This window comes from Pectobacterium sp. CHL-2024 (assembly GCF_044751765.1).
Taxonomy (GTDB): domain Bacteria; phylum Pseudomonadota; class Gammaproteobacteria; order Enterobacterales; family Enterobacteriaceae; genus Pectobacterium; species Pectobacterium brasiliense.
The window spans coordinates 586578-608375 of sequence record NZ_JBIXKO010000001.1 but is presented as its reverse complement, the minus strand read 5'-3'; the positions used below and the strand labels follow the sequence as shown (position 1 = coordinate 608375).

Annotated in this window: 23 protein-coding genes and 1 pseudogene; 7 read left to right on the top strand and 17 right to left on the bottom strand. The window is 50.4% G+C overall.

Annotated elements, in window-relative coordinates; translation table 11 throughout:
• Positions 1–24: 24 nt before the first annotated feature.
• Complete coding sequence (gene kduD, locus ACIPUG_RS02715) at positions 25–786, bottom strand: 2-dehydro-3-deoxy-D-gluconate 5-dehydrogenase KduD (RefSeq protein ID WP_010299965.1); 762 nt, start codon at positions 784–786, stop codon at positions 25–27.
• Between the two features lie 83 nt (positions 787–869).
• A pseudogene (locus tag ACIPUG_RS02710) lies at positions 870–1070 on the bottom strand (5-dehydro-4-deoxy-D-glucuronate isomerase); the annotation flags it as partial.
• Between the two features lie 317 nt (positions 1071–1387).
• Between ACIPUG_RS02710 and ACIPUG_RS02705 the strand changes: the two are divergent.
• Entirely contained in the window at positions 1388–1720 is a 333-nt protein-coding gene (locus ACIPUG_RS02705) for a cupin domain-containing protein (protein WP_010275594.1), read from the top strand.
• A 95-nt stretch (positions 1721–1815) separates the two neighbouring features.
• Here ACIPUG_RS02705 and hxpB read toward each other — a convergent pair whose 3' ends face one another.
• The gene (gene hxpB, locus ACIPUG_RS02700; RefSeq protein WP_205546412.1) at positions 1816–2481 is read right to left on the bottom strand and encodes a hexitol phosphatase HxpB; all 666 of its coding nucleotides are present in this window, start codon (positions 2479–2481) and stop codon (positions 1816–1818) included.
• A gap of 294 nt (positions 2482–2775) precedes the next feature.
• On the opposite strand from hxpB, the gene ACIPUG_RS02695 reads away from it, so the two are divergent.
• The gene (locus tag ACIPUG_RS02695) at positions 2776–3324 is read left to right on the top strand and encodes a YniB family protein (protein WP_014915280.1); all 549 of its coding nucleotides are present in this window, start codon (positions 2776–2778) and stop codon (positions 3322–3324) included.
• 87 nt (positions 3325–3411) lie between these two features.
• Here the strand turns inward: ACIPUG_RS02695 and ACIPUG_RS02690 are convergent, their stop codons facing one another.
• From ACIPUG_RS02690 to ACIPUG_RS02670, 5 genes are all read right to left on the bottom strand, one after another.
• Positions 3412–4272 (bottom strand): fructosamine kinase family protein, encoded by an 861-nt coding sequence (locus tag ACIPUG_RS02690; protein ID WP_014915281.1) that lies wholly within the window; start codon positions 4270–4272, stop codon positions 3412–3414.
• 396 nt (positions 4273–4668) lie between these two features.
• Positions 4669–5526, bottom strand: coding sequence for a metal ABC transporter permease (locus tag ACIPUG_RS02685; protein ID WP_014915282.1), 858 nt, complete (start codon positions 5524–5526; stop codon positions 4669–4671).
• The gene (locus ACIPUG_RS02680; protein WP_010275570.1) at positions 5523–6386 is read right to left on the bottom strand and encodes a metal ABC transporter permease; all 864 of its coding nucleotides are present in this window, start codon (positions 6384–6386) and stop codon (positions 5523–5525) included. Before ACIPUG_RS02680 ends, ACIPUG_RS02685 begins: the two co-directional genes overlap by 4 nt.
• Entirely contained in the window at positions 6386–7276 is an 891-nt protein-coding gene (locus ACIPUG_RS02675; protein WP_039315210.1) for a manganese/iron ABC transporter ATP-binding protein, read from the bottom strand. Before ACIPUG_RS02675 ends, ACIPUG_RS02680 begins: the two co-directional genes overlap by 1 nt.
• A complete protein-coding gene (locus ACIPUG_RS02670) occupies positions 7273–8187 on the bottom strand; it encodes a metal ABC transporter substrate-binding protein (RefSeq protein ID WP_039469270.1) in 915 nt (304 codons plus the stop codon). The genes ACIPUG_RS02675 and ACIPUG_RS02670 overlap by 4 nt, the downstream gene beginning before the upstream one ends.
• Before the next feature lie 949 nt (positions 8188–9136).
• Here ACIPUG_RS02670 and ACIPUG_RS02665 point away from each other — a divergent pair.
• The 3 genes from ACIPUG_RS02665 to rlmA all read left to right on the top strand — a co-directional run bounded on the left by ACIPUG_RS02665 (position 9137) and on the right by rlmA (position 10463).
• Positions 9137–9253: a DUF2627 domain-containing protein gene (locus ACIPUG_RS02665; RefSeq protein WP_085996916.1), complete on the top strand. Its 117-nt coding sequence runs from the start codon at positions 9137–9139 to the stop codon at positions 9251–9253.
• Between the two features lie 41 nt (positions 9254–9294).
• Positions 9295–9504 carry a transcription antiterminator/RNA stability regulator CspE gene (gene cspE, locus ACIPUG_RS02660; protein WP_005968829.1) on the top strand — a complete coding sequence of 70 codons (210 nt, stop codon included), beginning with the start codon at positions 9295–9297 and terminating at the stop codon, positions 9502–9504.
• A 128-nt stretch (positions 9505–9632) separates the two neighbouring features.
• Positions 9633–10463, top strand: a complete 831-nt coding sequence (gene rlmA, locus ACIPUG_RS02655) for a 23S rRNA (guanine(745)-N(1))-methyltransferase (RefSeq protein ID WP_039519396.1) — start codon at positions 9633–9635, stop codon at positions 10461–10463.
• 63 nt (positions 10464–10526) lie between these two features.
• Here the strand turns inward: rlmA and mntP are convergent, their stop codons facing one another.
• From mntP to manX, 5 genes are all read right to left on the bottom strand, one after another.
• Positions 10527–11099, bottom strand: a complete 573-nt coding sequence (gene mntP / locus ACIPUG_RS02650; RefSeq protein WP_010275549.1) for a manganese efflux pump MntP — start codon at positions 11097–11099, stop codon at positions 10527–10529.
• Positions 11100–11523: 424 nt separating this feature from the next.
• On the bottom strand, positions 11524–11982 hold the full coding sequence (locus ACIPUG_RS02645; protein WP_039500856.1) for a DUF986 family protein: 459 nt from the start codon (positions 11980–11982) through the stop codon (positions 11524–11526).
• Positions 11983–12043: 61 nt separating this feature from the next.
• On the bottom strand, positions 12044–12886 hold the full coding sequence (locus ACIPUG_RS02640) for a PTS mannose transporter subunit IID (RefSeq protein ID WP_014915287.1): 843 nt from the start codon (positions 12884–12886) through the stop codon (positions 12044–12046).
• Positions 12887–12900: 14 nt separating this feature from the next.
• The gene (locus ACIPUG_RS02635; protein ID WP_014915288.1) at positions 12901–13698 is read right to left on the bottom strand and encodes a PTS mannose/fructose/sorbose transporter subunit IIC; all 798 of its coding nucleotides are present in this window, start codon (positions 13696–13698) and stop codon (positions 12901–12903) included.
• A gap of 177 nt (positions 13699–13875) precedes the next feature.
• Positions 13876–14844 carry a PTS mannose transporter subunit IIAB gene (gene manX / locus ACIPUG_RS02630; RefSeq protein WP_039464203.1) on the bottom strand — a complete coding sequence of 323 codons (969 nt, stop codon included), beginning with the start codon at positions 14842–14844 and terminating at the stop codon, positions 13876–13878.
• 569 nt (positions 14845–15413) lie between these two features.
• Here manX and ACIPUG_RS02625 point away from each other — a divergent pair.
• Positions 15414–16970, top strand: coding sequence for a TerC family protein (locus tag ACIPUG_RS02625; protein WP_320741969.1), 1557 nt, complete (start codon positions 15414–15416; stop codon positions 16968–16970).
• A 107-nt stretch (positions 16971–17077) separates the two neighbouring features.
• On the opposite strand, the gene sdaA is transcribed toward ACIPUG_RS02625, so the two are convergent.
• The 3 genes from sdaA to pabB form a co-directional block, all read right to left on the bottom strand.
• Positions 17078–18442, bottom strand: coding sequence for an L-serine ammonia-lyase (gene sdaA, locus ACIPUG_RS02620; protein WP_010275532.1), 1365 nt, complete (start codon positions 18440–18442; stop codon positions 17078–17080).
• 395 nt (positions 18443–18837) lie between these two features.
• Entirely contained in the window at positions 18838–19431 is a 594-nt protein-coding gene (locus ACIPUG_RS02615; RefSeq protein WP_119871675.1) for a CoA pyrophosphatase, read from the bottom strand.
• Positions 19428–20870, bottom strand: a complete 1443-nt coding sequence (gene pabB, locus ACIPUG_RS02610; RefSeq protein ID WP_400337206.1) for an aminodeoxychorismate synthase component 1 — start codon at positions 20868–20870, stop codon at positions 19428–19430. Before pabB ends, ACIPUG_RS02615 begins: the two co-directional genes overlap by 4 nt.
• Before the next feature lie 143 nt (positions 20871–21013).
• On the opposite strand from pabB, the gene ACIPUG_RS02605 reads away from it, so the two are divergent.
• Complete coding sequence (locus tag ACIPUG_RS02605; RefSeq protein WP_039286642.1) at positions 21014–21262, top strand: YoaH family protein; 249 nt, start codon at positions 21014–21016, stop codon at positions 21260–21262.
• Between the two features lie 156 nt (positions 21263–21418).
• Here the strand turns inward: ACIPUG_RS02605 and ACIPUG_RS02600 are convergent, their stop codons facing one another.
• The gene (locus ACIPUG_RS02600) at positions 21419–21763 is read right to left on the bottom strand and encodes a RidA family protein (RefSeq protein WP_039496113.1); all 345 of its coding nucleotides are present in this window, start codon (positions 21761–21763) and stop codon (positions 21419–21421) included.
• Between the last annotated feature and the right edge of the window lie 35 nt (positions 21764–21798).

The window sequence follows — 21798 nt, the reverse complement described above, 5'->3', positions numbered from 1 at the left end:
AAATGCCGCTAAGAAAAATTGCGCTTAGCGAGCCAGCCAGCCACCATCAACGGCAATCGTGTAACCATTGATGTAGTCAGATGCGCTGGATGCCAGGAAGACGGACGGACCCATCAGATCCTGTGGCAGACCCCAACGGCCAGCTGGGATACGATCCAGAATTTCTTTGCTGCGTTCTTCATCGGCGCGCAGTTGCTGGGTATTGTTGGTAGCCATATACCCCGGTGCAATGGCGTTGACGTTGATACCGTGTTTTGCCCACTCGTTCGCCATCAGACGGGTTACGCCCATAACGGCGCTTTTTGATGCGGTATAAGAAGGTACGCGGATACCACCCTGGAAGGACAGCATAGAAGCGATATTGATGATCTTACCGCCTTTACCTTGCTTGATGAACTGGCGAGCAACGGTCTGAGACATAAAGAAAACGCTCTTAATGTTCAGGTTCATTACGTCGTCCCAGTTTTTCTCGCTGAAATCGATCGCATCTTCACGACGGATGATACCGGCGTTGTTGACCAGAATGTCAACGTGGCCAAATTCAGCAACAGCTTTCTCTACCAGCTCTGCATGACCAGAGACATTGCTCATGTCGGCGGTCAGGCTGAGGAAACGACGTCCCAATGCGGTGACTTTTTCGATAGTGTCTTTCGGTTCAACGATGTTAACGCCGACGATATCACAACCAGCCTGTGCCAGACCGATAGCCATGCCTTGACCCAAACCCGTATCACAACCCGTGATCAGAGCAACTTTACCTTGCAAATCAAAAGAATTTAAAATCATATCTGTAATCTCTCTATAAGCGACAAAATACTTAGTCGTTAGCTGTTACTGTAGGGAACACCGGTAATTCCGGTCGAAAGCGATTAACGTAACTCGCTAACCTTGACGTGATCCATGTCACCGAAAACGTGATTCTCGCCAACCATGCCCCAGATAAAGGTGTAGCGTCTGGTGCCAACACCGGAATGCATCGACCAGATCGGTGAAACCACCGTCCGCTCGTTTTTTATTACGCTATGACGGGCTTCCTGCTGCTGACCCATCATGTGGAAAACTGCCGTTTCATTACTTTCTGTTTCTGGTGAAAGCGCCGGGCGAAACAGATGATGTCGCGTGGCAGTGACAACGTCACCTGTTCCTCAACCTGCCCGGTTCTTTCTTGTTATGCGGGATGATAGTTTGGATGGGATGTGAATTCAATAAAAATGAAATAATGTTTTATTTATTTCTTGAGGGCCGTCATGGTTTTGCTTATTTTATGTTTCTTCTGGTACTGATGTGGCTAAAATGTCGCAATCCATAATCATACCCTCGTTGTCGTACACGGTTTGTTGACGCAATAGAAGGTATGGGCAATAAAAGCGTTAGAGGAGAGATGACGATGAGAAGATACTTTATTGATGATGAAACGCCGTGGGAAGAGCTGGGCGGTGGCATTAAACGTAAAATCATGACCTGGAGCGATGAGCTGATGATGGTTTACGTGCACTTTGATAAAGGTGCGATTGGTACGCCGCACTTCCATGAGATTCACGATCAGATTGCTTATGTTGCTGCTGGCAGCTTTGAAGTCGTGATCGAAGGTGAGAAACGTATCCTGAAAACCGGCGACGCCTATCTGGCAGTGAAAAACGAGATGCACGGCGTGGTCTCGCTGGAAGACGGCAGCGTCCTGATCGATGCATTCTCGCCTAAGCGAGCGGATTTCCTGTAATGCTTCAAAGCGTGGTCAGCCAATAGACTGATCACGCTTTCGTCATATCCCGCGATGTCTGCTTTTCTATTCTTCTACTTCTTTATTCTTAATCCCTAGACTAAGTGTTCAGCAGTCAGCTGATTCAGGGAATCCAGCTTATAATCGGCTAGCGCCCAGCGTGTGTCATCGCGAAACTCAGCCTGTGGAATAACGATTGAACGCATACGTGCCGCCTTGGTTGCGATCATGCCGTTCACCGAATCTTCCAGCGTCACACACTGTGTCGGAGGAACGCCGAGTCCGTTTGCTGCATTCAAATACACTTCTGGATGAGGCTTGCTATACGGCAGTGTCTCGGCTGACATTAAGACATCAAAGTAGTGCTCCAGATTAAACATTCGCAGTACCTGCTGCTGCATGCGGAGCGGCGAAGCGGAAGCCAGCCCGATTTTGAGATTCTGTTCGCGACACAGTTGCAGCGCATGTTCGACGCCGGGCAGGAGGGGACGCTGTTCGGCAACGAGTTCAATGGCGCGATCGATAATACGGCGGACAACCTCGTCTCGGGCCGGTGTCGCCCAAGGGGAGCGTTGATACCAGAGTTCGACCACCATATCGATGCGTAAACCCAGAGTATCTTTCATGGATTCTCGTAGTGAAATATCGACGCCAAGCGAGGCGATAACCTCCAGTTCGGCTTTGTCCCACAACGGTTCTGAATCAATCAGCAGCCCATCCATATCGAAAATCGCCGCGCGTATAGAAGAATCAAAGGACATACCACTGGCTCCGTCAGCAAAGGAAAAGAAAATTTACTGGTAAACTATACCTTAATAAGTTGAGTTGCAGGGCACGACGCGAGCATTTTGAACAACGTGCAGTGCTGAGCATCAGGGATAGCCCTTGGAAGGGCTCAACGTACACGTAGCGTGATGTATGACGGAGTAAATCGCTATTGTGGCCGATCAGGCGGTGCGGGAGATAAAGTGTTGACTGCGCGTAAAGTTACAGTAGGCTACCCGTCGTACTAAAACGATACATTACCGATGTTGCGTCGCTAAGAAGGGGTTCTCATGACGTATCAACAGGCTGGCCGTATTGCCGTCGTTAAACGCATTGCCGGATGGATCCTTTTTATCCCCGCGCTGCTTTCAACCTTCGTCTCGCTAGCTAATTATCTTTACGCTTATACCCAGAAAAAACAGGGTATTGACGCTGTTCTTCTGGATTTTGTGCACCTGATGGTCGATATGGTGCGCTTTAATACGCCTTTCCTGAATATTTTCTGGTACAACTCGCCAGTACCCGATTTTACGCGTTTTTTCAGTGGGGCGACGCTGATGTTTTGGCTGATCTACATCCTGATTTTTGTTGGCCTGGCTTTGCAGGTGTCGGGTGCCCGTATGTCGCGTCAGGCGAAGGCCATTAAGGAAGGCATTGAAGATCAACTGATTCTGGAAAAGATGAAAGTTGATGGCGGGAATACGCGTGAGACGCTGGAATCACGTGTTGTTGTTCCTGGACACACGATTTTTGTGCAATTCTTTCCGCTTTATATCCTGCCGGTGATTGTCGCGGGTATTGGCTATCTGGTGTTACGTTTATTAGGATTGCCAGTCTGATTGACGGTCTGGCGCAATGATTGCGCCAGACGCCGTATTCTTCTCACCTTTAGAGCAAACACCTCATCTTAGAGCAACTGTCCCACTTTAGATCAAAAGCTGCCGTTCAATGAGCTGTTGCGCTTCAACAATATGCTTGCCGCCAAAAAGATTGGCTCGATTAAGCAGATAATAAATCTGGTAAATGGGCTGGCGATCGATAAAGCCTTTATCCAGCGGCCACACGCTCTGGTAACCGTCATAAATCTGTGGGGGTAGGGCCGGATAGCGCGGCAGCATCGCTAAATCACATTCTCTGTCTCCCCAATAGCAGGCCGGATCGAACAGATAAGCGCCATCCTGACTATTCGCACAGTTATCTGGCCATAGGTCACCGTGCAGGAGCGACGGCTGAGGCTGATGTCCTGCCAAACGTTCCTCAACGCGTGCGATCAGCGTTTCAATGTGACCGAAATGCATTCCTTTTTCCGCCGCCAACTGCAACTGCCAGCCAATGCGCTGTTCGGCAAAAAAGGTCGCCCAGCGCCGTTGCCAGCTGTTTGGCTGAGGCGTTGTTGAGAGGTCGTTATCGAAATCCAGCCCAAATTGTGGCTGGTCGCTCCATTGATGCAGGCGAGCTAACTGTTCACCCAGGCACCAGGCGCTGTGCGCATCCAACGGTTTGACGGGAAGATATTGCAGAAGCAGGAAACTGTTATCGCGTGAGCTACCGACACCATAGACGGTGGGTACACGCACCGTATTACTGCGGCTCAGCAAATGAAGTTGATCGGCTTCAGCCGTGAATTTGGCCAGCATTTCACGACTATCGCATTTCACGAAGACGTCATGCTCGCCGTAGCGGACGTACCAGGCTGGATGTATTTCACCGCCGGATAATTCGCGACGCTCCTGAATATCCGCAGCACCGTGATGTTCTTCCAAAAGTCGGCTGATAGCTTGCCACATAAGGTCATCCTCCCGTTGATGTTGCCTGATACCCTGCTGTTCACTGGGGTGATTCGTTTACGGTAACCCATTGAGCGCAATAAAAATGGAATCTATACCTCAAATAATTCGAGTTGCGGGAAGGCGGCAAGAAAGGGAATCCCGATGAGCTTACTCAAGTAAGTGATTCGGGTGAGCGAACGCAGCCAACGCACATGCAGCTTGAAGTATTACAGGTATATAGCACAGTGATAACCATCGGTGGAGATAGCGCGAAACAAGTATAGTCGGAATTAAACATCACGGAGTTAGGATGGCGCTCAATCCGTTGGATGAAGAAATAAAATAGGGATAAGTGATGTAACCGGCGGTTGTTTGCCGGTTACGTCATGCTACGGGGCTTGTAGAGAGAAAGGATTACAGTGCGTCGGTGATAGCCTGAGAGGTTGCCTGACGACGCAGTTTAAGCTGGTGGTAGGTCAGTGCTAGCGTAAAGAACAGGGCTTGAACGATGACGATGCAAGGGCCTGTGGCGCCATCGATGTAGAAACTGATCAGGGTGCCAGCAATACAGGAAATGACGGAAACCAGCGTGGCGACGAGAACCATCCGCTCGAAGCGCTTACAGACCATGAAGGCAATAATACCCGGCGCAATCAGCATCGCAATCACCAGAATAACGCCGACGGCCTGTAAGGATGCGACAATCGTCATCGCCAGCAGGCTCAGCAATCCGTAGTGCAGCAGCTTAACGGGCAGGCCAATGACGCGGGCATGATTGGGATCGAAGCAGTACAGCATAAAATCTCGGCGCTTTAACAAGATGATGGCCAGCGTCACCCCGGCAATCAGTAAGATTTGCGTCAGCTCTTGCTGAGTGATGCCCAGCACGTTACCAAACAGAATATGGTTCAGGTGCTGATCGGTATCGATACGCGCAAACATCACGAGCCCCAGCGCAAACATGCCGGAAAAGATGATCCCCATGACCGTATCTTCTTTGACCCGACTGTGTTCCTTCACGTAGCCCGTCGCGACCGCACAAAAAATACCGGAAACGAAAGCCCCGATGACTAATGGGATCCCCAGTAAAAACGCGACAACGATGCCTGGCAGCACGGCATGGGAAATGGCATCACCCATTAGCGACCAGCCTTTCAGCACCAGATAGCACGACAGCACGGCGCAGACCGTACCGGTGACGACAGCGGCGAGTAACGCCCGCTGCATGAACGGGTAGGACAGGGGATCGATGAGCCAGCTAATGAGCGTCATAATGCATCTCCTGATTGATCGCGTAACCGCAGGCGGCGCGATGCCAGCAACCCATGCTTGGGTGCAAAGACAAACGCCAACAGGAAGACGACGGTTTGCAACGTGACAATCACGCCGCCGGTTGCACCATCAAGGAAGAAGCTTAGATATGCCCCGACGGCGCTGGTGATCGCACCCAGTGCAATAGAAATGACAACCAGACGACCAAATCGATCGGTGAGCAGATAAGCCGTGGCACCCGGCGTAATCACCATCGCGATCACCAAAATCGCCCCGACAGTTTGCAGCGCTGCGACCGTACAGGCACTCAGCAGCGTAAAGAACAGAATTTTCAGCTTCAGCGGGGAAAGGCCAATGGAACGGGCATGGTTCTCATCAAAGAACACGGCCAGCAGATCTTTCCACAGCAGGCACAGAATCACGAACGTCACGCCGATGATGATTTCAACCTGCAGAATATCTTCGTCAGCAATACCCAAAATATTGCCAAAAATGATAGATTGCACGTTAACCGATGTCGGGTTGAGCGAAATAATCAGCAGGCCGACAGCGAAAAACGTTGAGAAAATAAAGCCGATAATCGCATCTTCACGTAATCGGGTAATGTGACGGATCAGGGTCATCGCCAGCGCGGCGAGCATGCCGGTAAAAAATGCACCTGCCGCGTAGGGCAAGCCCAGTGCATAGGCTCCTGCGACACCGGGGACGACGGAGTGGGAGAGCGCATCGCCCATCAACGACCAGCCTTTCAGCATCAGGTACGCCGAAAGAAAAGCACACACGCCGCCGACAATCGCGCTGACCCAGATCGCCTTGACCATGTAGTTATAGCTGAATGGCTGCAACAGGATATCGATCATCAGGGCTTTTTCTCCTCCGGTATCACGCGTGACGCAGGAGGATCGCTCTTGGTCGATCCATAGAACACGGCAGGACGTTCATCGTCTGTTAACACTGTCACTGAACGGACATCGTCATCATCGTGAAGATGAGATCCCCCGAGGTTGATATGTCGCAGCACGCCACCGAACGTTTTCTCCAAATTGCTTTGGGTAAAGGTGCTGTGTGTCGGTCCTGCGGCTAAAACGGTGCGGTTGACCAAAATAACGTTGTCACAAAACTCAGGAACGCTACCGAGGTTATGGGTTGCCACCAAAATCAAATGCCCTTCATCGCGCAAGGTGCGAAGCAGGTCGATAATCGCGTTCTCTGTTTTAACGTCTACGCCAGTGAAAGGCTCATCCAGCAGCAATACGCTGCCTTGTTGAGCCAGCGCCCGTGCCAGAAAGACGCGCTTTTTCTGTCCACCGGACAGTTCACCGATCTGGCGGTGTTGCAGCGTTGATAACCCGACGCGCTCCAGCGACTCCGCGACAATAGCGCGGTCCTGTTTACTGGGAATACGCAGGAAATTCATTCTCCCGTAGCGTCCCATCATGACCACGTCGGAAACCAGAACGGGGAAATTCCAGTCCACGTCTTCTGTTTGTGGAACATAAGCAACCAGATTCTGCTTCAGTGCCTGGTAGATCGGTTGCTGGTTGAGCAGTACCTGCCCTGAGGTTGGCTTGACCAACCCCATGATGCTTTTGAACAACGTTGATTTTCCACTGCCGTTTACGCCAACCAAGGCGCAAATCGTACCGCCAGTCAGGGAAAAAGAGGCATGGCGAATAGCCTGATGCCCGTTGCTGTAAGTAACCGAAACATCATTGACTTCTAATGACTGTACTGCTCGATCACTACTCATTGATTAAATCCTTTAGCGATAGTTTCCACCGTCACTTTTAACAGGTCGATATAGGTTGGCACGGGGCCTTTCTCTGTAGAGAGCGAATCAACATACAGCACGCCGCCATATTTCGCCCCCGTTTCTTTACTGACCTGTTTTGCCGGCTTATCGGAAACGGTGCTTTCACTGAATACAACAGGGATAGCCTTCTCACGCACGGTATCGATAACCCGACGCACCTGCTGCGGTGAACCTTGTTCGTCGGCATTGATTGGCCAGAGATAGACTTCATTGAACTGATAATCTTTTGCCAGATAGCTGAACGCCCCTTCACTGGTGACTAACCAGCGCTGCTGTTCTGGGATACGGGCAAGACGTTCACGCAGCGGCGCGTCGAGAGCCTTAATTTTTTCCGCATAGGCTTTGGCATTACGGTTATACGTCTCTGCATTCGCGGGATCGGCCTGCACCAGACCTTTGCGGATATTTTCAATATAGATTAATGCGTTGGAGGGCGACATCCAGGCATGCGGGTTTGGGTTGCCATTATAGGCACCTTCGCGGATAGGAAGCGGCGTGATGCCTTCCGTCACCACAACAGCGGGCACATTTTTTACGTTCTCGAAAAAGCGTGTAAACCAACGTTCGAGATTCATGCCGTTCCACAGCACCAGCTGTGCAGACTGTGTTTTAACAATATCACGTGGTGTCGGTTGATAATCATGAATCTCCGCACCGGGTTTGGTGATGGATTCAACCGTCGCCGCATCGCCCGCAATATTCTGTGCGATATCCTGAATGATGGTAAAGGTCGTGATGACTTTAAGCTTTTCAGCCGCCTGGGCGGAGGTACTGGCTAAAAGCAGTAAAGCGCACGGCAGCGCGATGCGACGGAATAGGGCAGGTAAATGAGCGTGAAAACCAATCATGCGGATATCCTTACAAACCGTGAAAGTGTTACTTGAGAATAATTATCAATATCATTTAAGTCAAGAGGCAGAGAAGGGCGGGGAGTGAATATTTGAGGGTGTCTCATGACACAAGAAATCACTGTTCGCAGGCACGTAGCACGCACTTGCGCGGGTAAGGAACGCATCATGCTCCTTTGATAACAGAAATGTTGCTTTAATTTAATGAATCGTACTTAAGGTTACAACGAAAGTCTAACGGTAACGGTAGTGAACTGTCGCGCGACTATACATAGCTATACGCATGGTGAAATTTACGCCAAAAGAAGAGAGAAATCTGATGCATCCTTAAGAAAATGCCGACGACTGCCGATAAACCATAAAGAATGTGAGAGATGTCTCTATTGGATACAAAAGGACTGTAAGTGATATGAGCACAAAATCAGAACGACGTTGGAAGCTGGCAAGTTTCGTTTTATTGACTTTTTTGGTGGCATTATTAGCGCTGTTGATTCAAAGCAGTTAATTCCTAACGTGACGAAATGTTAGGTTATAAATAATTTCTATTATGTAATGTATTAATGGAAAAGATACAGATAGCATAAAAATGACAATCGATTTTAAACATTGATATAAGCGCGCCTGCAGTCGGGCGCGCTTTTTTGTTAATGGCCAATATTCTTTCATAGCAGAGCGTCAATTATAGCTTTTTGTTATGATTACCGATGCCTCTGTGCCAGAAATGCGACGGTTGTCGCGTATTTTTTTGCATAATAGAATCTGACGTACGCTTATTGTGTCGCACCAGAAGCCGCCAGTGAATATAGGTGTCAACGAGCATTATCGTGTATTAATGAATCAAGGATGACGCGAATTTGTGCGGCATGTCCACGACTGATAAAAAAGCCCTTGCCATCGTTTACATAGTGTGTAATAACGCTTCTGGGTAAAACGAGGTACAGTTCTGTATATGAATGGCATTTTCAGTAAAGAAGACTTAAGTACAACCTTTAGTGTTGCATGCTGCTTCTCTGCCGATCCTTATCTTAGTGCCTCAAGCAGTAACGACTTTGGTTTGTCTGTATAACGCCTTTTTGGCGGTTTAAACAATTAAAGGAAATATTTGAAATGGCAAAGATTAAAGGTCAGGTTAAGTGGTTCAACGAGTCTAAAGGCTTTGGTTTCATCACTCCTGCTGACGGCAGCAAAGATGTATTCGTACACTTCTCTGCAATTCAAGGCAACGGCTTCAAAACTCTGGCTGAAGGCCAGAACGTAGAATTCGAAATTCAGGATGGCCAGAAAGGTCCTTCTGCAGTAAACGTCACTGCGCTGTAATTTTACAGCTCTGTTGCAAAACCCGCCATGGTGCGGGTTTTTTGTTGTCTGCGTTTTATCTGCACCAGTGATACTTTTATCTACACCTGTAATGAAATGAAGACGTTTTTAATGAGGAAAATGTGCCGATGAGTTATCAGTGTCCGCTATGCCAGTTACCTCTGGAGCGACACCCGCGGCAATGGACGTGTGGTAAACATAGCTTTGACTGTGCAAAAGAAGGGTACGTCAACCTGTTGCCGGTACAGTTTAAGCGTTCAAAACAGCCGGGCGACAGTGCTGAAATGATGCAGGCGCGACGCAGCTTTCTTGAAGTCGGTCACTATCAACCGCTACGCGACGCCGTTGCGCAGCACGTTGATCGTATTGTGGCGGATGACGCTGCGGCGCTGCTGGATATCGGCTGTGGCGAAGGATATTACACTGCCGAGCTGGCCCATCGTCTCACATCGCGCAGAATGATGACGATATACGGGCTCGATGTTTCCAAAGCGGCGATTCAGCGCGCGGCAAAGCGATATGACAACGTTGAGTTTTGCGTTGCTTCCAGCCAGCGGTTACCTTTCCAGGATCAATCCCTTGATGCTGTAGTAAAAATCTATGCGCCGTGTAATGACGCGGAATTGCAGCGCACGGTTAAGGTCGGCGGTTGGGTGGTGACGGTGTCTCCGGGGCCACGCCATCTTTATCAACTGAAAGCAGAAGTCTACGATGAGGTGTTATTACACCCGAGCAAAGATGAAGTGCTCGCAGGCTTTCAGCTTATGGATCAACAAACGCTTGCGTACCCAATGTCGTTATCCGGGAGTGAGGCTGCGGCGCTATTGCAAATGACACCCTTTGCCTGGCGAGCAACGCCAGACGTTAGCGAGCGGCTGCAGGCGGTAGCCACGTTTAGTTGTGAAACGGACTTTATTATCCGCTTGCATCAGCGCATTGATGGCGGTGCGGTAGCGTAATCGAGAAAAATAAAAACGGGCAGCGCGATAGTCGGGCTGCCCGTTGATGTGAAATGTGTTTTATCAGGCGGCGTAGCCGAGGTGCTCGTACAGGATATTACAGCCGATACCAATCAGAACCAGCCCGCCCATCACTTCTGCTTTCTTGCCGAGAATCGGGCCGATATAGCGGCCAATCATCATTCCGAGCGTCACCATAATCATGGTGGCGCAGCCTATCACCATCGCAGTATGGAAAATATTGACCTGAAGGAAGGCCAGACCGACGCCGATTGCCATGGCATCCAGGCTGGTGGCGACGGCAGTACAGATCAGCAGCGCCAGACTATGATTTTTGACTTTTTCGCAGCGGCAGTCTGAAGAACCTTTGAGGCCTTCAACGATCATGCGACCACCCAGAATCAGTAACAGCGTAAAGGCAACCCAGTGATCCCATTCGAGAATATATTGGCTGGCAAAAAAGCCCAGTGCCCAGCCGATGAGCGGGGTGATAGCTTCAATAACACCAAAGATGAGACCGGTGCGAATGGCATCGCGGAAACGGGGGTTATGCAGTACGGCACCTTTACCGATTGACGCGGCGAAGGCATCCATTGACATACCAAATGCTAAGATAAGAGTTGCTGACATATTCATTGTAAAATAGCCTCGGCTGGACGATTAACCATATACACGCAGATCATCCCCAACCCGATGACGATACTACGTGTCTATGGTCTCGCCTGCCAATCACGCTTGGCCGCCCGCACCACGTCTATGCTCCGATGATAGGAGATAAAACGAGTATGTTGATACGAGCATTTCTGATGAATTATTGTGAGTGTTAATTAATCAGAAATCGGCTACTCCCCAATGACGGCGCAACCTTACCATATTATTTATGATGCAAACAACACTAAAAGTTTTAAGTGTTAATAATGCAATTGATAATTATTTTCATTTAATTGCGGGAATAGAACGATCGTACAAAATAACGACAAGGTTAATGTGGTTAAAATACCATCTAAAGAGAAGGGGTATACTCGTGCTTATTTTAAATAATTTCCCTGATGAGTTTACCCTATTGATTCTCAACCATAAATTTATATATTTTTTCTAAATCATCAAGCTGCGTAACCTGTATCAATAAACGGCGCTTCTCCAATTCGATGACTAATACACCATCCTCAGATAAATTCATATTTTTAATTCTGGTATAAGGAATGAATATATTCGCATAAAAGAAGCCGGTTGATTTAAACATCAGTTTGGGACGACGAATATAGGCCAGGTAGCACGCCATGAAGGCCAGAGAAATCAAAAGATAGGTAGTGATAATCGCGCCATTATTCATCACGTTTTGATAAATAAGAATGCCCACTAAGCCGATAAAAATCAGCGTATCGAGCCGGTTCATCCGCTTCAGCGGGACGAGGAGCTGGGTTTTGCCTTTAAGTTTATCCATGATGAACTCATCATAGATGGCATAAGCCAGTGCTAACGCAATTAACACAACCAGCGTGATATCTGTCATTGTCATCCGTATTACCCTTGTCCGTCATAAAAAATGGCCGGGCGTATTGGCACCCGGCCACTGAACATTACACGCCGAGCAGACCGATCCAGTACCCGAAGATACCAATGGCGAAGAAGCCCATAATCAGCCACAGCGCGTTGACCTTGCGCCGTAACAGCCACATACAGCCGAACGTCAGCAGTAGGGGAACAAGTCCCGGCATGAGCTGGTCAAGGATGGATTGAACGGTGGTCACTGTGGTTTCCCCGTTCTGATTCGTCACTGTCGACACCACCATCGGAATGTTGACGTGAGTCCATTTATTGACCAATGCCCCCATGACGAACAAGCCGAGAATAGAGGCGGCCTCCGTCATTTTTTGCAGGAAACCACCGCCCATATCGCTGACGATATCGATCCCTTTGCGGTAGCCGTAGGCGACGCCATAGTAACGCACCAGCAGGCGAACCAGGTTAAACAGGACGAAGAAGAGAATTGGCCCCAACAGGCTGCCGCTCATGGCAATCCCTGCGCCGAGCGCAGCGAATACCGGACGTGCAGTGCCCCAGAATATCGGGTCGCCGACGCCAGCTAGTGGCCCCATCAGCCCGACTTTCAGACCGTTTATTGCCGCATCGTCAATAGGAGCACCGTTCGCACGTTGCTCTTCCATCGCCATGGTTACGCCGAGTATCGGCGCGGCAACAAAAGGCTGCGTATTGAAGAACTCCAGATGGCGCTTGATTGCTTGTTTACGCTCTTCCGAATTTTCAGGATAAAGACGGCGAATCACTGGCACCATGGAAAAACAGAAGCCGAGCGCCTGCATACGTTCAAAGTTCCAGGAACCTTGAAACAGGTTGGAACGGATAAACACCGCGCGGATGTCGCTGTCAGTGAGTTTTTTAACATTCGTATTTTCGACCATTTTTCTCACTCCTGTTAATCCAGTTCGTTATCAAGGTTGTTATTGCCTGATGAAACCGGCTGGCCTTGAACCTTGTTATATTTCGGGCTGAGCTGGATATACAGCACCGCCATCACAATACCAATTACGCCCAGCGCCACCAGGTTAAACTGGGTGAACGCGGCGGTAACGAAGCCAAGATAGAAGAACGGCATCAGGTAGCCCGCGCGCATCATGTTGATGACCATCGCGTAACCCACAACGACAATCATGCCCCCGGCGATATTCAGACCGTTGGTCACCACTTCCGGAATGGAGTTCAGCAGCGCGTGAACGGCGTCGGTACCAACGGAAACGGCAACGATTACTGCAGGAATCGCGATACGCATGGCCTGTAGCAGTAGGGCAGAAACGTGAATCCAACTGATAGCCGTTAGATTACCTCGCTCTGCCGCGCTGTCTGCTGCATGCTGGAACGCAACGGTGATGGTACGAACAATGATGGTTAATACTTGCCCAGCGGCAGCGAGCGGAATGGCCAGAGCAATCCCTGCACCGATACCCTGACCGCCGGCAATGACCAGAATGGTTGAGATAATGGACGCCAGCGCCGCATCTGGTGCTACGGCCGCACCGATGTTCATCCAGCCTAACGCGATCATTTCCAGCGTACCGCCGATAATGATCCCCGTTTTTAAATCACCTAATACTGCACCAATCAGCGTACAGGCGACGAGTGGACGGTGGAACTGGAATTCATCAAGAATCGAACCCATCCCCGAAACACACGCGACGAGAAATATCAGCACAATTTGAAGTGTGGTAATCTCCATCGTACTTCTCCTATAAAATGTGTCTGAGTAAAAATAAATCGCCATCCCCGTTGATTTCCTATGTCGACATAAAGCTTTTCAATATCGACATAAATGCATATCGTGAAAATCGTCAGGTCTATAAAGCTATTATTGATGGTGACATTAGCGTTAATAACCGTCGTAGCACGATAGGTATCAACGCGGCATTTTGTTAATTAAGTCCATCATTTTAATTCGGGAATCGGTTGATACTTTCCGAACCTCCAATTCAATACCGCGTTTATCTAATTCACGGAACGCCGCAATATCCTTCTCATCGATAGAGACGGCATTATTGACCTGCGTTTTCCCTTGTTTGAATGCCATTCCGCCAATATTGACCGAGGTGATGTTTACACCATTTTCGATCAGCGTTAATACATCCGTCGGATTGGTGAACAGCAGCATCACGCGGTCGGCGGCATATTTCGGATTGTCATAAACACGAACGGCTTTTGCCACATCCACCACGTGCGCGGTAACGCCCGGTGGCGCAACCTGAGTCAGCAACGTTTTACGCACGTGATCGGCGGCGACTTCATCGCTGACAACAATAATGCGCGAAACATTGGTTTCTTTCGTCCAGCGGGTGGCGACCTGACCATGAATCAGACGGTCGTCGATACGAGCCAGCCCAATCTTCATGTGTTCGCCGGGTCCTGCCGGTGTGGGTACAGCGTTGGCTTTTGGTGTTGGTGGAGGAGAAGGGGGCGCGACTTTGGATTTTTCCTGATGTTTCAGGGCTTTTACGCCATCTCTGCCGGTTTCCAACGCGATAGAAACCAGATCGGAGAAGGACGGATTATCATCCCGTGCCATAAAGGTTTCCGCTAGCATGGGAATATTCACGCCGGCGATAACATCATGGTTTTCTTTGTCGGTGACGAGGCGGCTGGCGGCGTTGAATGGGCTGCCGCCCCAGGTATCAACGAGAAACAGCACGCCTTGTGATGTGTCTAACTGCGTGAGTTTTTCCTGATATTTTTCTATCAATGTTTCGGCGTTTTCTCCAGGAACGAAATCAATCCAGGCGACATTACTTTGCTCGCCAAGAATCATTTCTGCTGTCTTTAACAGCGGTCCCGCAGTGGCGCCGTGAGTGCATAACATGATTGCAATACTCACTTGCTACCTCCTCACGTTCACGATCAAAAAAGAGTCAATGTGTCAGGAAACCGGGTTCGCGTTCACGAGCTGAACGTTAACCGTCGCGGTATTAGTATGGCTGCAAGAAAAAATTTTACCGTGGATTCATGACATTCACTGTGTTCCTCCAGGTTGTCAGGCTAGAAATCGTGACTGACAGATTTATTTTACTTATCGAAAAAATAAATAGTGTGATGATGCTCTAATGCTGACCAGTTAAACCAAGGGCTAAAAGGGCGCTGAATAGGAAAATTTAGACGCGTTATCAATGCGAAGTCGACCGGAAGAAATTCTTTGTGAAAATTGGTAACAACCTGTTAGAGTAAACGTCCCTTAAATTGCTTAGGAGCACCGGGCATCAGCCCTTCCCATGGACTGTCACCGACAAAACGTTCTCTGTTTTCCCGCTAATGCTGGCGGTTTTCTGTACTCAGCTGGTCACTCAGACCACATTCAGAATCTCTCTGATTCACACCAACTCTTTTTATTACCATTCAATGCGGCTCATGCATTGATGTCATCTGCTCGTTCATTTTCTGGAGTCTGACATGGAATTTTTGCTAGATCCTTCAATCTGGGCAGGCTTATTGACGCTGGTGGTACTGGAAATTGTTCTGGGTATCGACAATTTGGTGTTTATCGCCATTTTGGCGGATAAGTTACCTCCCAAACAGCGAGATAAAGCCCGCATTATCGGTTTAAGCCTGGCGCTGTTAATGCGTCTGGGGCTGTTGTCTTTGATTTCCTGGATGGTCACCTTGACGCGTCCACTGTTTAGCCTTGGCGATTTCAGCTTCTCGGGTCGTGACCTGATTTTGCTGTTCGGCGGCGTATTCCTCTTGTTCAAAGCGACGATGGAGCTACATGAACGGCTAGAGAATAAAACGCACGACGGCAACGGTAATCGCGCCCATGCGAGCTTCTGGGCCGTCGTGGCACAGATCGTCGTGCTGGATGCCGTGTTCTCGCTGGATGCCGTGATTACTGCGGTAGGCATGGTGGATCACCTGGGCGTCATGATGACGGCGGTGATCATTGCGATGGGTGTCATGCTGATTGCTTCTAAGCCGTTGACCCGATTCGTCAATGAGCATCCAACGGTGGTTGTCCTGTGTCTCAGCTTCTTGCTGATGATTGGTTTGAGCCTGATGGCGGAAGGTCTTGGCTTCCACATTCCGAAAGGTTATCTGTACGCGGCGATTGGCTTCTCTATCCTGATCGAGTTGTTTAACCAAATTGCCCGTCATAACTTTATGAAGCATCAGTCGCACCGTCCTTTGCGTGAACGTACCGCAGAGGCTATTTTGCGCCTGATGGGCTCACGGAAAAACACGGACGATGTGGATGCGGATGAACCGCAGAAGAAACTCACTACAGAGGAGTTCGCTGAGGAAGAGCGCAATATGATCAGCGGCGTGCTGACGTTAGCCTCGCGTTCGCTGCGTAGCGTGATGACGCCGCGTACTGAAATTTCCTGGGTGGATAGCGCAAGTTCTGTCGAACAGATCCGTATGCAATTGCTGGATACGCCTCACAGCCTGTTCCCAATCTGTCGTGGCTCGCTGGATGAGCTTATCGGCGTCGTCCGCGCCAAGGATCTGCTGGTGGCGCTGGAAACGCAGACCGATGTGGAAAGCTTTGCTGCGGCTAACCCGCCAATCGTCGTGCCGGAAACGCTGGATGTGATTAACCTGCTGCCCGTTCTGCGTCGTGCGAAAGGTAGTCTGGTCATCATCGCCAACGAATTTGGTGTGGTGCAAGGGTTGGTCACGCCGCTGGACGTGCTGGAAGCGATTGCGGGCGAGTTCCCGGATGAAGACGAAACGCTGGATATCATCCCTGACGGCGAAGGCTGGTTGGTGAAAGGCGGAACGGATCTACACGCGTTGCAACAGGTGGTGAATAGCAGCGAGCTGGTTGATCCGAAAGAAGATTATGCTTCACTGGCAGGAATGCTGTTGGCGCATAGTGATGAGTTCCCGAAAGTCGGTGCCATCATCGAGTTGTACAACCTGCGCTTCCACATCATCGAAGTGTCCGAATACCGTATTGAACTGGTGCGTGTAGAACGTATCCTCGATCGGGAAGAGGATGAAGACGCGTAAGCCGTTCTGCGTAAGTAGATGACAAAATGAAGCCCCGCCAATTGGCGGGGCTTTTTAATCGGTGGAAAGAAAAAGCGAAGTGGGGTGCGGGTTAGTCACACGGCTTTTTAATCACACTGTACTTTAATCGCCAATCCGCCCCGTGAGGTTTCGCGGTATTTAGCGTTCATGTCTTTGCCCGTTTCGTACATGGTTTCAATCACCTTATCCAGCGAGACGCGTGCTTCGCTGGTGCGGCGGGTTGCCATGCGGGCGGCGTTAATCGCCTTAACGGAAGCAATCGCGTTACGTTCGATGCACGGAACCTGTACTTGGCCAGCGACCGGATCGCAGGTTAAGCCCAGATTGTGTTCCATGCCGATCTCGGCGGCGACGCAAACCTGTTCCGGGCTCGCACCCATCAGCTCTGCCAGTCCAGCGGCGGCCATGGAGCAGGCGACGCCCACTTCGCCCTGACAGCCTACTTCAGCACCGGAGATAGAGGCGTTCATTTTGTACAGAATGCCAACCGCGCCTGCCGCGAGGAAGTAACGAATATAAATGGTCGGGCTAACCGGCTCGATGAAGTGGTCGTAATAAGCGAGGACCGCAGGGACGATGCCGCACGCGCCGTTCGTTGGCGCGGTAACCACACGGCCACCTGCGGCGTTCTCTTCATTCACCGCCAGTGCGAACATATTGACCCAATCCACTACGTTCATCGGGTCGTTGGACAGCTTATCGGAAGACACCAGCATACGGCGCAGCGCGGAAGCACGACGTGGGACGCGCAGCGGGCCGGGTAAAACACCTTCGGTGTTCATGCCGCGATCAATACAGGCACGCATCGTCTGCCAGATATCGGCAAAGTAGGCGTCAATGTCCTGACGGCTATGCAGTGCCAGCTCGTTACGCATCACCATCCCAGAAAGCGACAGGCCACTTTGTTTGCAGTGATCCAGCATCTCTTTGGCGGAATTGAACGTATAGGGAACGGATACATCCGTGGCGCTGTCTTTGCCAAAATTCTCTGCATCGACGATGAAACCACCGCCGATGGAGTAATAGGTTTTGCTATAAATTTCTTTATTGCCGGCAAAGGCGGTGATGGTCATGCCGTTTTCGTGCAGCGGCAGATTTTCACTGCGGAAAACCATGCCACCTTCACGTGGGAAATCTACCTCGTGTTGCCCGTTAGCCAGCAGCAGGCGTTCGCGTTGTTCAACATCGCGGATGAAGCCGGGAATGGCATCAATATCAACGGTATCCGGCATGTTGCCCGCCAGCCCCATAATGATAGCGATATCCGTATGGTGGCCTTTACCCGTCAGCGACAGCGAGCCATACACATCGACGGCAATGCGCGTGGTGGCGGTCAGTCGATCCTGGTTGATCAATTCATCGACAAATTGCTTACCGGCTTTCATCGGTCCAACCGTATGAGAGCTAGAGGGGCCAATACCGATCTTAAACATGTCGAAAACGCTTATCACGCGAAACTCCTCAAAGACTCAGGGTCGTACCCACTCTTTGTTATCCGATCGCCTGCATCTGGTTCCTCCATCATAATCAGATAGTTATGCTGCGAATTATCTGATGATTTCGGCTCCAGCGAGACATGACCTGAATTTTAGTGGATATATACCCAAAGATTAGAATAAAACTCGTCAAATCGCGCTATTGTAGTGTGGAATATGTTGTGTGGCTTTCTTTTTCGCATGAAATAAACTTATGTCATCACATAATTTAACTTATCCTAAATGTGAGTTAAGTCATTGTAAATGCTATAACTGAATGCTTTTTGATCGCAAAGGCCGCTTTTTAAATAAGGATATTTGGCGAGGGAAAAGAAGTGGTGAGCCAAAAGCCGCTGAACGCGGCATTGAGCTTAGGGCCTGTCAGAAATCTGTAAGGCGAGCTGGTGGATGATGGCGGCGGTTAGCCCCCAGACAAACTGCTGCTGATACCAGGAAAGATAAACTCGATGACGCTGCTGCTTGCGCTCGATATCCAGCGGGTAATAGCGTGTCAACGCGAAGGCCTCGTCCAGCGGCATTTCAAACAGTTCAGCGACTTCGTCTTCATTGGGATGAAAGCGAGTCTGTGGGGCGATCAGCCCGACAACCGGTGTGACCTGAAATCCACTGACGCTGTCCAGCGGCGGTAGTACGCCCAGCACCTGGACATTTTCCGGTGGGATAGCCACTTCTTCCTGCGCTTCACGCAGCGCCGTTTCGATGATGGAACGATCTTCTTTATCTGCCGCCCCGCCGGGGAACGCCACTTGTCCAGCATGCTTACGCAGTTCGGCAGAACGTCGGGTCAATAACAGCGTGGGCGTAGGGTGACAAATAATCGGCACCAGAACCGCAGCCTGACGCTGCTGGTGCACAGGCCGCAGCGATGGCGGAAGCTGTAACTGAAAGCGCGTAATAAAGTCGTTCAGCGCAAAAGCCGTTGACGGCAAGGCGATCTCACTCATTTATTCGGTACCTGAATTGTCTGTGATCCATCCAGCAGGGGAAGGATGCGACCCACTTTATCAAATGTTTCCTGATATTCAGCCTGTTCCTGACTGTCGGCGACGATGCCACCGCCCGCCCAGCAGTAGATTCTTCCACGCTCGGTGAGTAACGTCCTGATGGTGATATTAGTATCCATAGTGCCGCACAGGCTGATGTAACCGACGCTGCCGCAATAAGCATTGCGGCGCTGAGGTTCCAGTTCTTCAATAATCTGCATCGCGCGGATTTTGGGGGCGCCGGTAATCGAGCCGCCGGGGAAACAGGCGCGTAGTAGCGTGGTTGCAGGGCAATCTTCCGGCAACTGCGCTTCAATGGTGCTGACCAGATGGTGCACGGCGGGGAAAGGTTCGACGACGAACAACTCCGGCACACGGACGCTGCCCGGCACCGCGACGCGACCGATGTCGTTACGCAGAAGATCGACAATCATCAGGTTTTCTGAGCGATCTTTCTCCGAATGAGCGAGCCGCACCGCCTGTTGTTTATCAGCCTCCGGGTCTGCGAGACGCGGCAGAGTGCCTTTAATCGGGCGGGTTTGAATTCGGTGATTTTCCAGCCAGAGAAAACGTTCCGGCGATACGCTGATGACGGTATTTTCTGGCAGACGCATGAAGGCGGAAAAGGGCGCCTTATTGCCTGCTGACAGTCGTAAAAATGCCTGCCATTCATCACCATCGTAAGCCGCAGAAAAGCGCTGCGCCAGATTGACCTGATAACAATCGCCCGCCAGAAGGTAGTCCTGTATTTTGCGGAATTTTTCGCCGTACGTCTCGCGTGACATGTTCGGCTGCCAATTGCTGGTGAGGCTGAAATCGGTTTTCGGGGTATCAATGGGCGGATTGGCGAGCCAGTCGAGCCGAGCCTGAAGGGAATGATGTACGATCAGCGTTAACGTCTGCCGATGGTGATCGGCAACCAGTGCCCAGTCGTAGAGACCCACCGCCATATCTGGCAAATCGATATCTTGCTCGGCCTGTGCGGGCAGCGTTTCAATTTGTCGTCCCAGATCGTAGCCGAACAGGCCAAGTGCGCCTCCCTGAAAAGGGAAATCAGGATGTGTTTCCGTGGACAACGCGAGTGAATCAAGCTGCTCTTGCAGTAGAGCAAAGGGATCGCCGTCTACGATATTCGTTACACCGTCACGCCTGATTTCCGTTTTGCCTCCGCGCGTGCAAAGTGTGACTCGCGGATCGGCAACCATAATATCGAAGCGATTATGCGGATGTTCGGCAAACCCAGAATGCAGCAACATCGCCCACGGCTGTTGGGAAAAGGGCGCAAAGCGATCGAGCAGTACGGTCGGGTAGTAAGGCAGCGAGTGATAGAGAGCGGCAGAGCCCGTCGCGTTAGTCGAATCGCTGGTGTCGGTTACGTGAGTCGTATTGGCGGCAGTCATGTTCTTCGTGTTGTGTCTACAGTGTGGCTATGTTGATAGCGTGTCAATTTTCCTGCCCACAGCGTATCACAAAGCAGAAATGCTGGTGTATGCCGAAGCGGGCATGCGATGATACGTGCGAATTTACCAACCAGGAAATTATCATGATTGCAGGTATGCCCGCGCTGACGCACAAGCAGCAGCAAGAGGCCGTTGAGCGTATTCAGGAACTCATGTCTGAGGGCATGAGCAGCGGCCAGGCGATAGCACAGGTTGCCGCGGAGATCCGTCAGAATCATCAGGGTGACAACGTCGCGGTGATGTTTGACGAAGATGATGACGCATTTAATGACAGTAATGACAGCGACGAAGAACACCATTTTGACGATGGTGAAGAAGAGGAAGAGCAGTAAGAACCTTTCTTCCTCTATACCCGTCATACTTCAAGTTGCATGTGCGTTGGCAGCGTTCAGTCACCCGAATCACTTACCTGAGTAAGCTCATCGGGATTCCCTCGCTTGCCGCCTTCCTGAAACTCGAATTATTTAGGGTATAAAAGTGGTGATAGCTTATATCGCCGCAATCGCTTTGATTTCGACTTTGAATTTTGGGTGCATCAGCTTAGCCTGCACGGTGCAGCGTACAGGCGCGCTGCCCGCCACGACCCAGGTATCCCACGCGGCGTTCATCGCAGCAAAATCATCCGCATCGACGAGAAAAATCGTCACGTCCAACAGTTTGCTCTTATCCGTTCCCGCCTGTTGCAGGATCGCATCTAACGCGGCCAGCGCGTTTTCCGTTTGCGCCTGTGCGTCATCATCCAGATTTTCCGGCACGCTGGTGTAATAGAGCGTGTTGTTGTGGATGACGGCGTCTGACCAGCGGGCTTCAGGATTAATTCGTGTGATCGCCATGAGGTGGGGTTTCTCCATTGTGGTGATAATTAAAA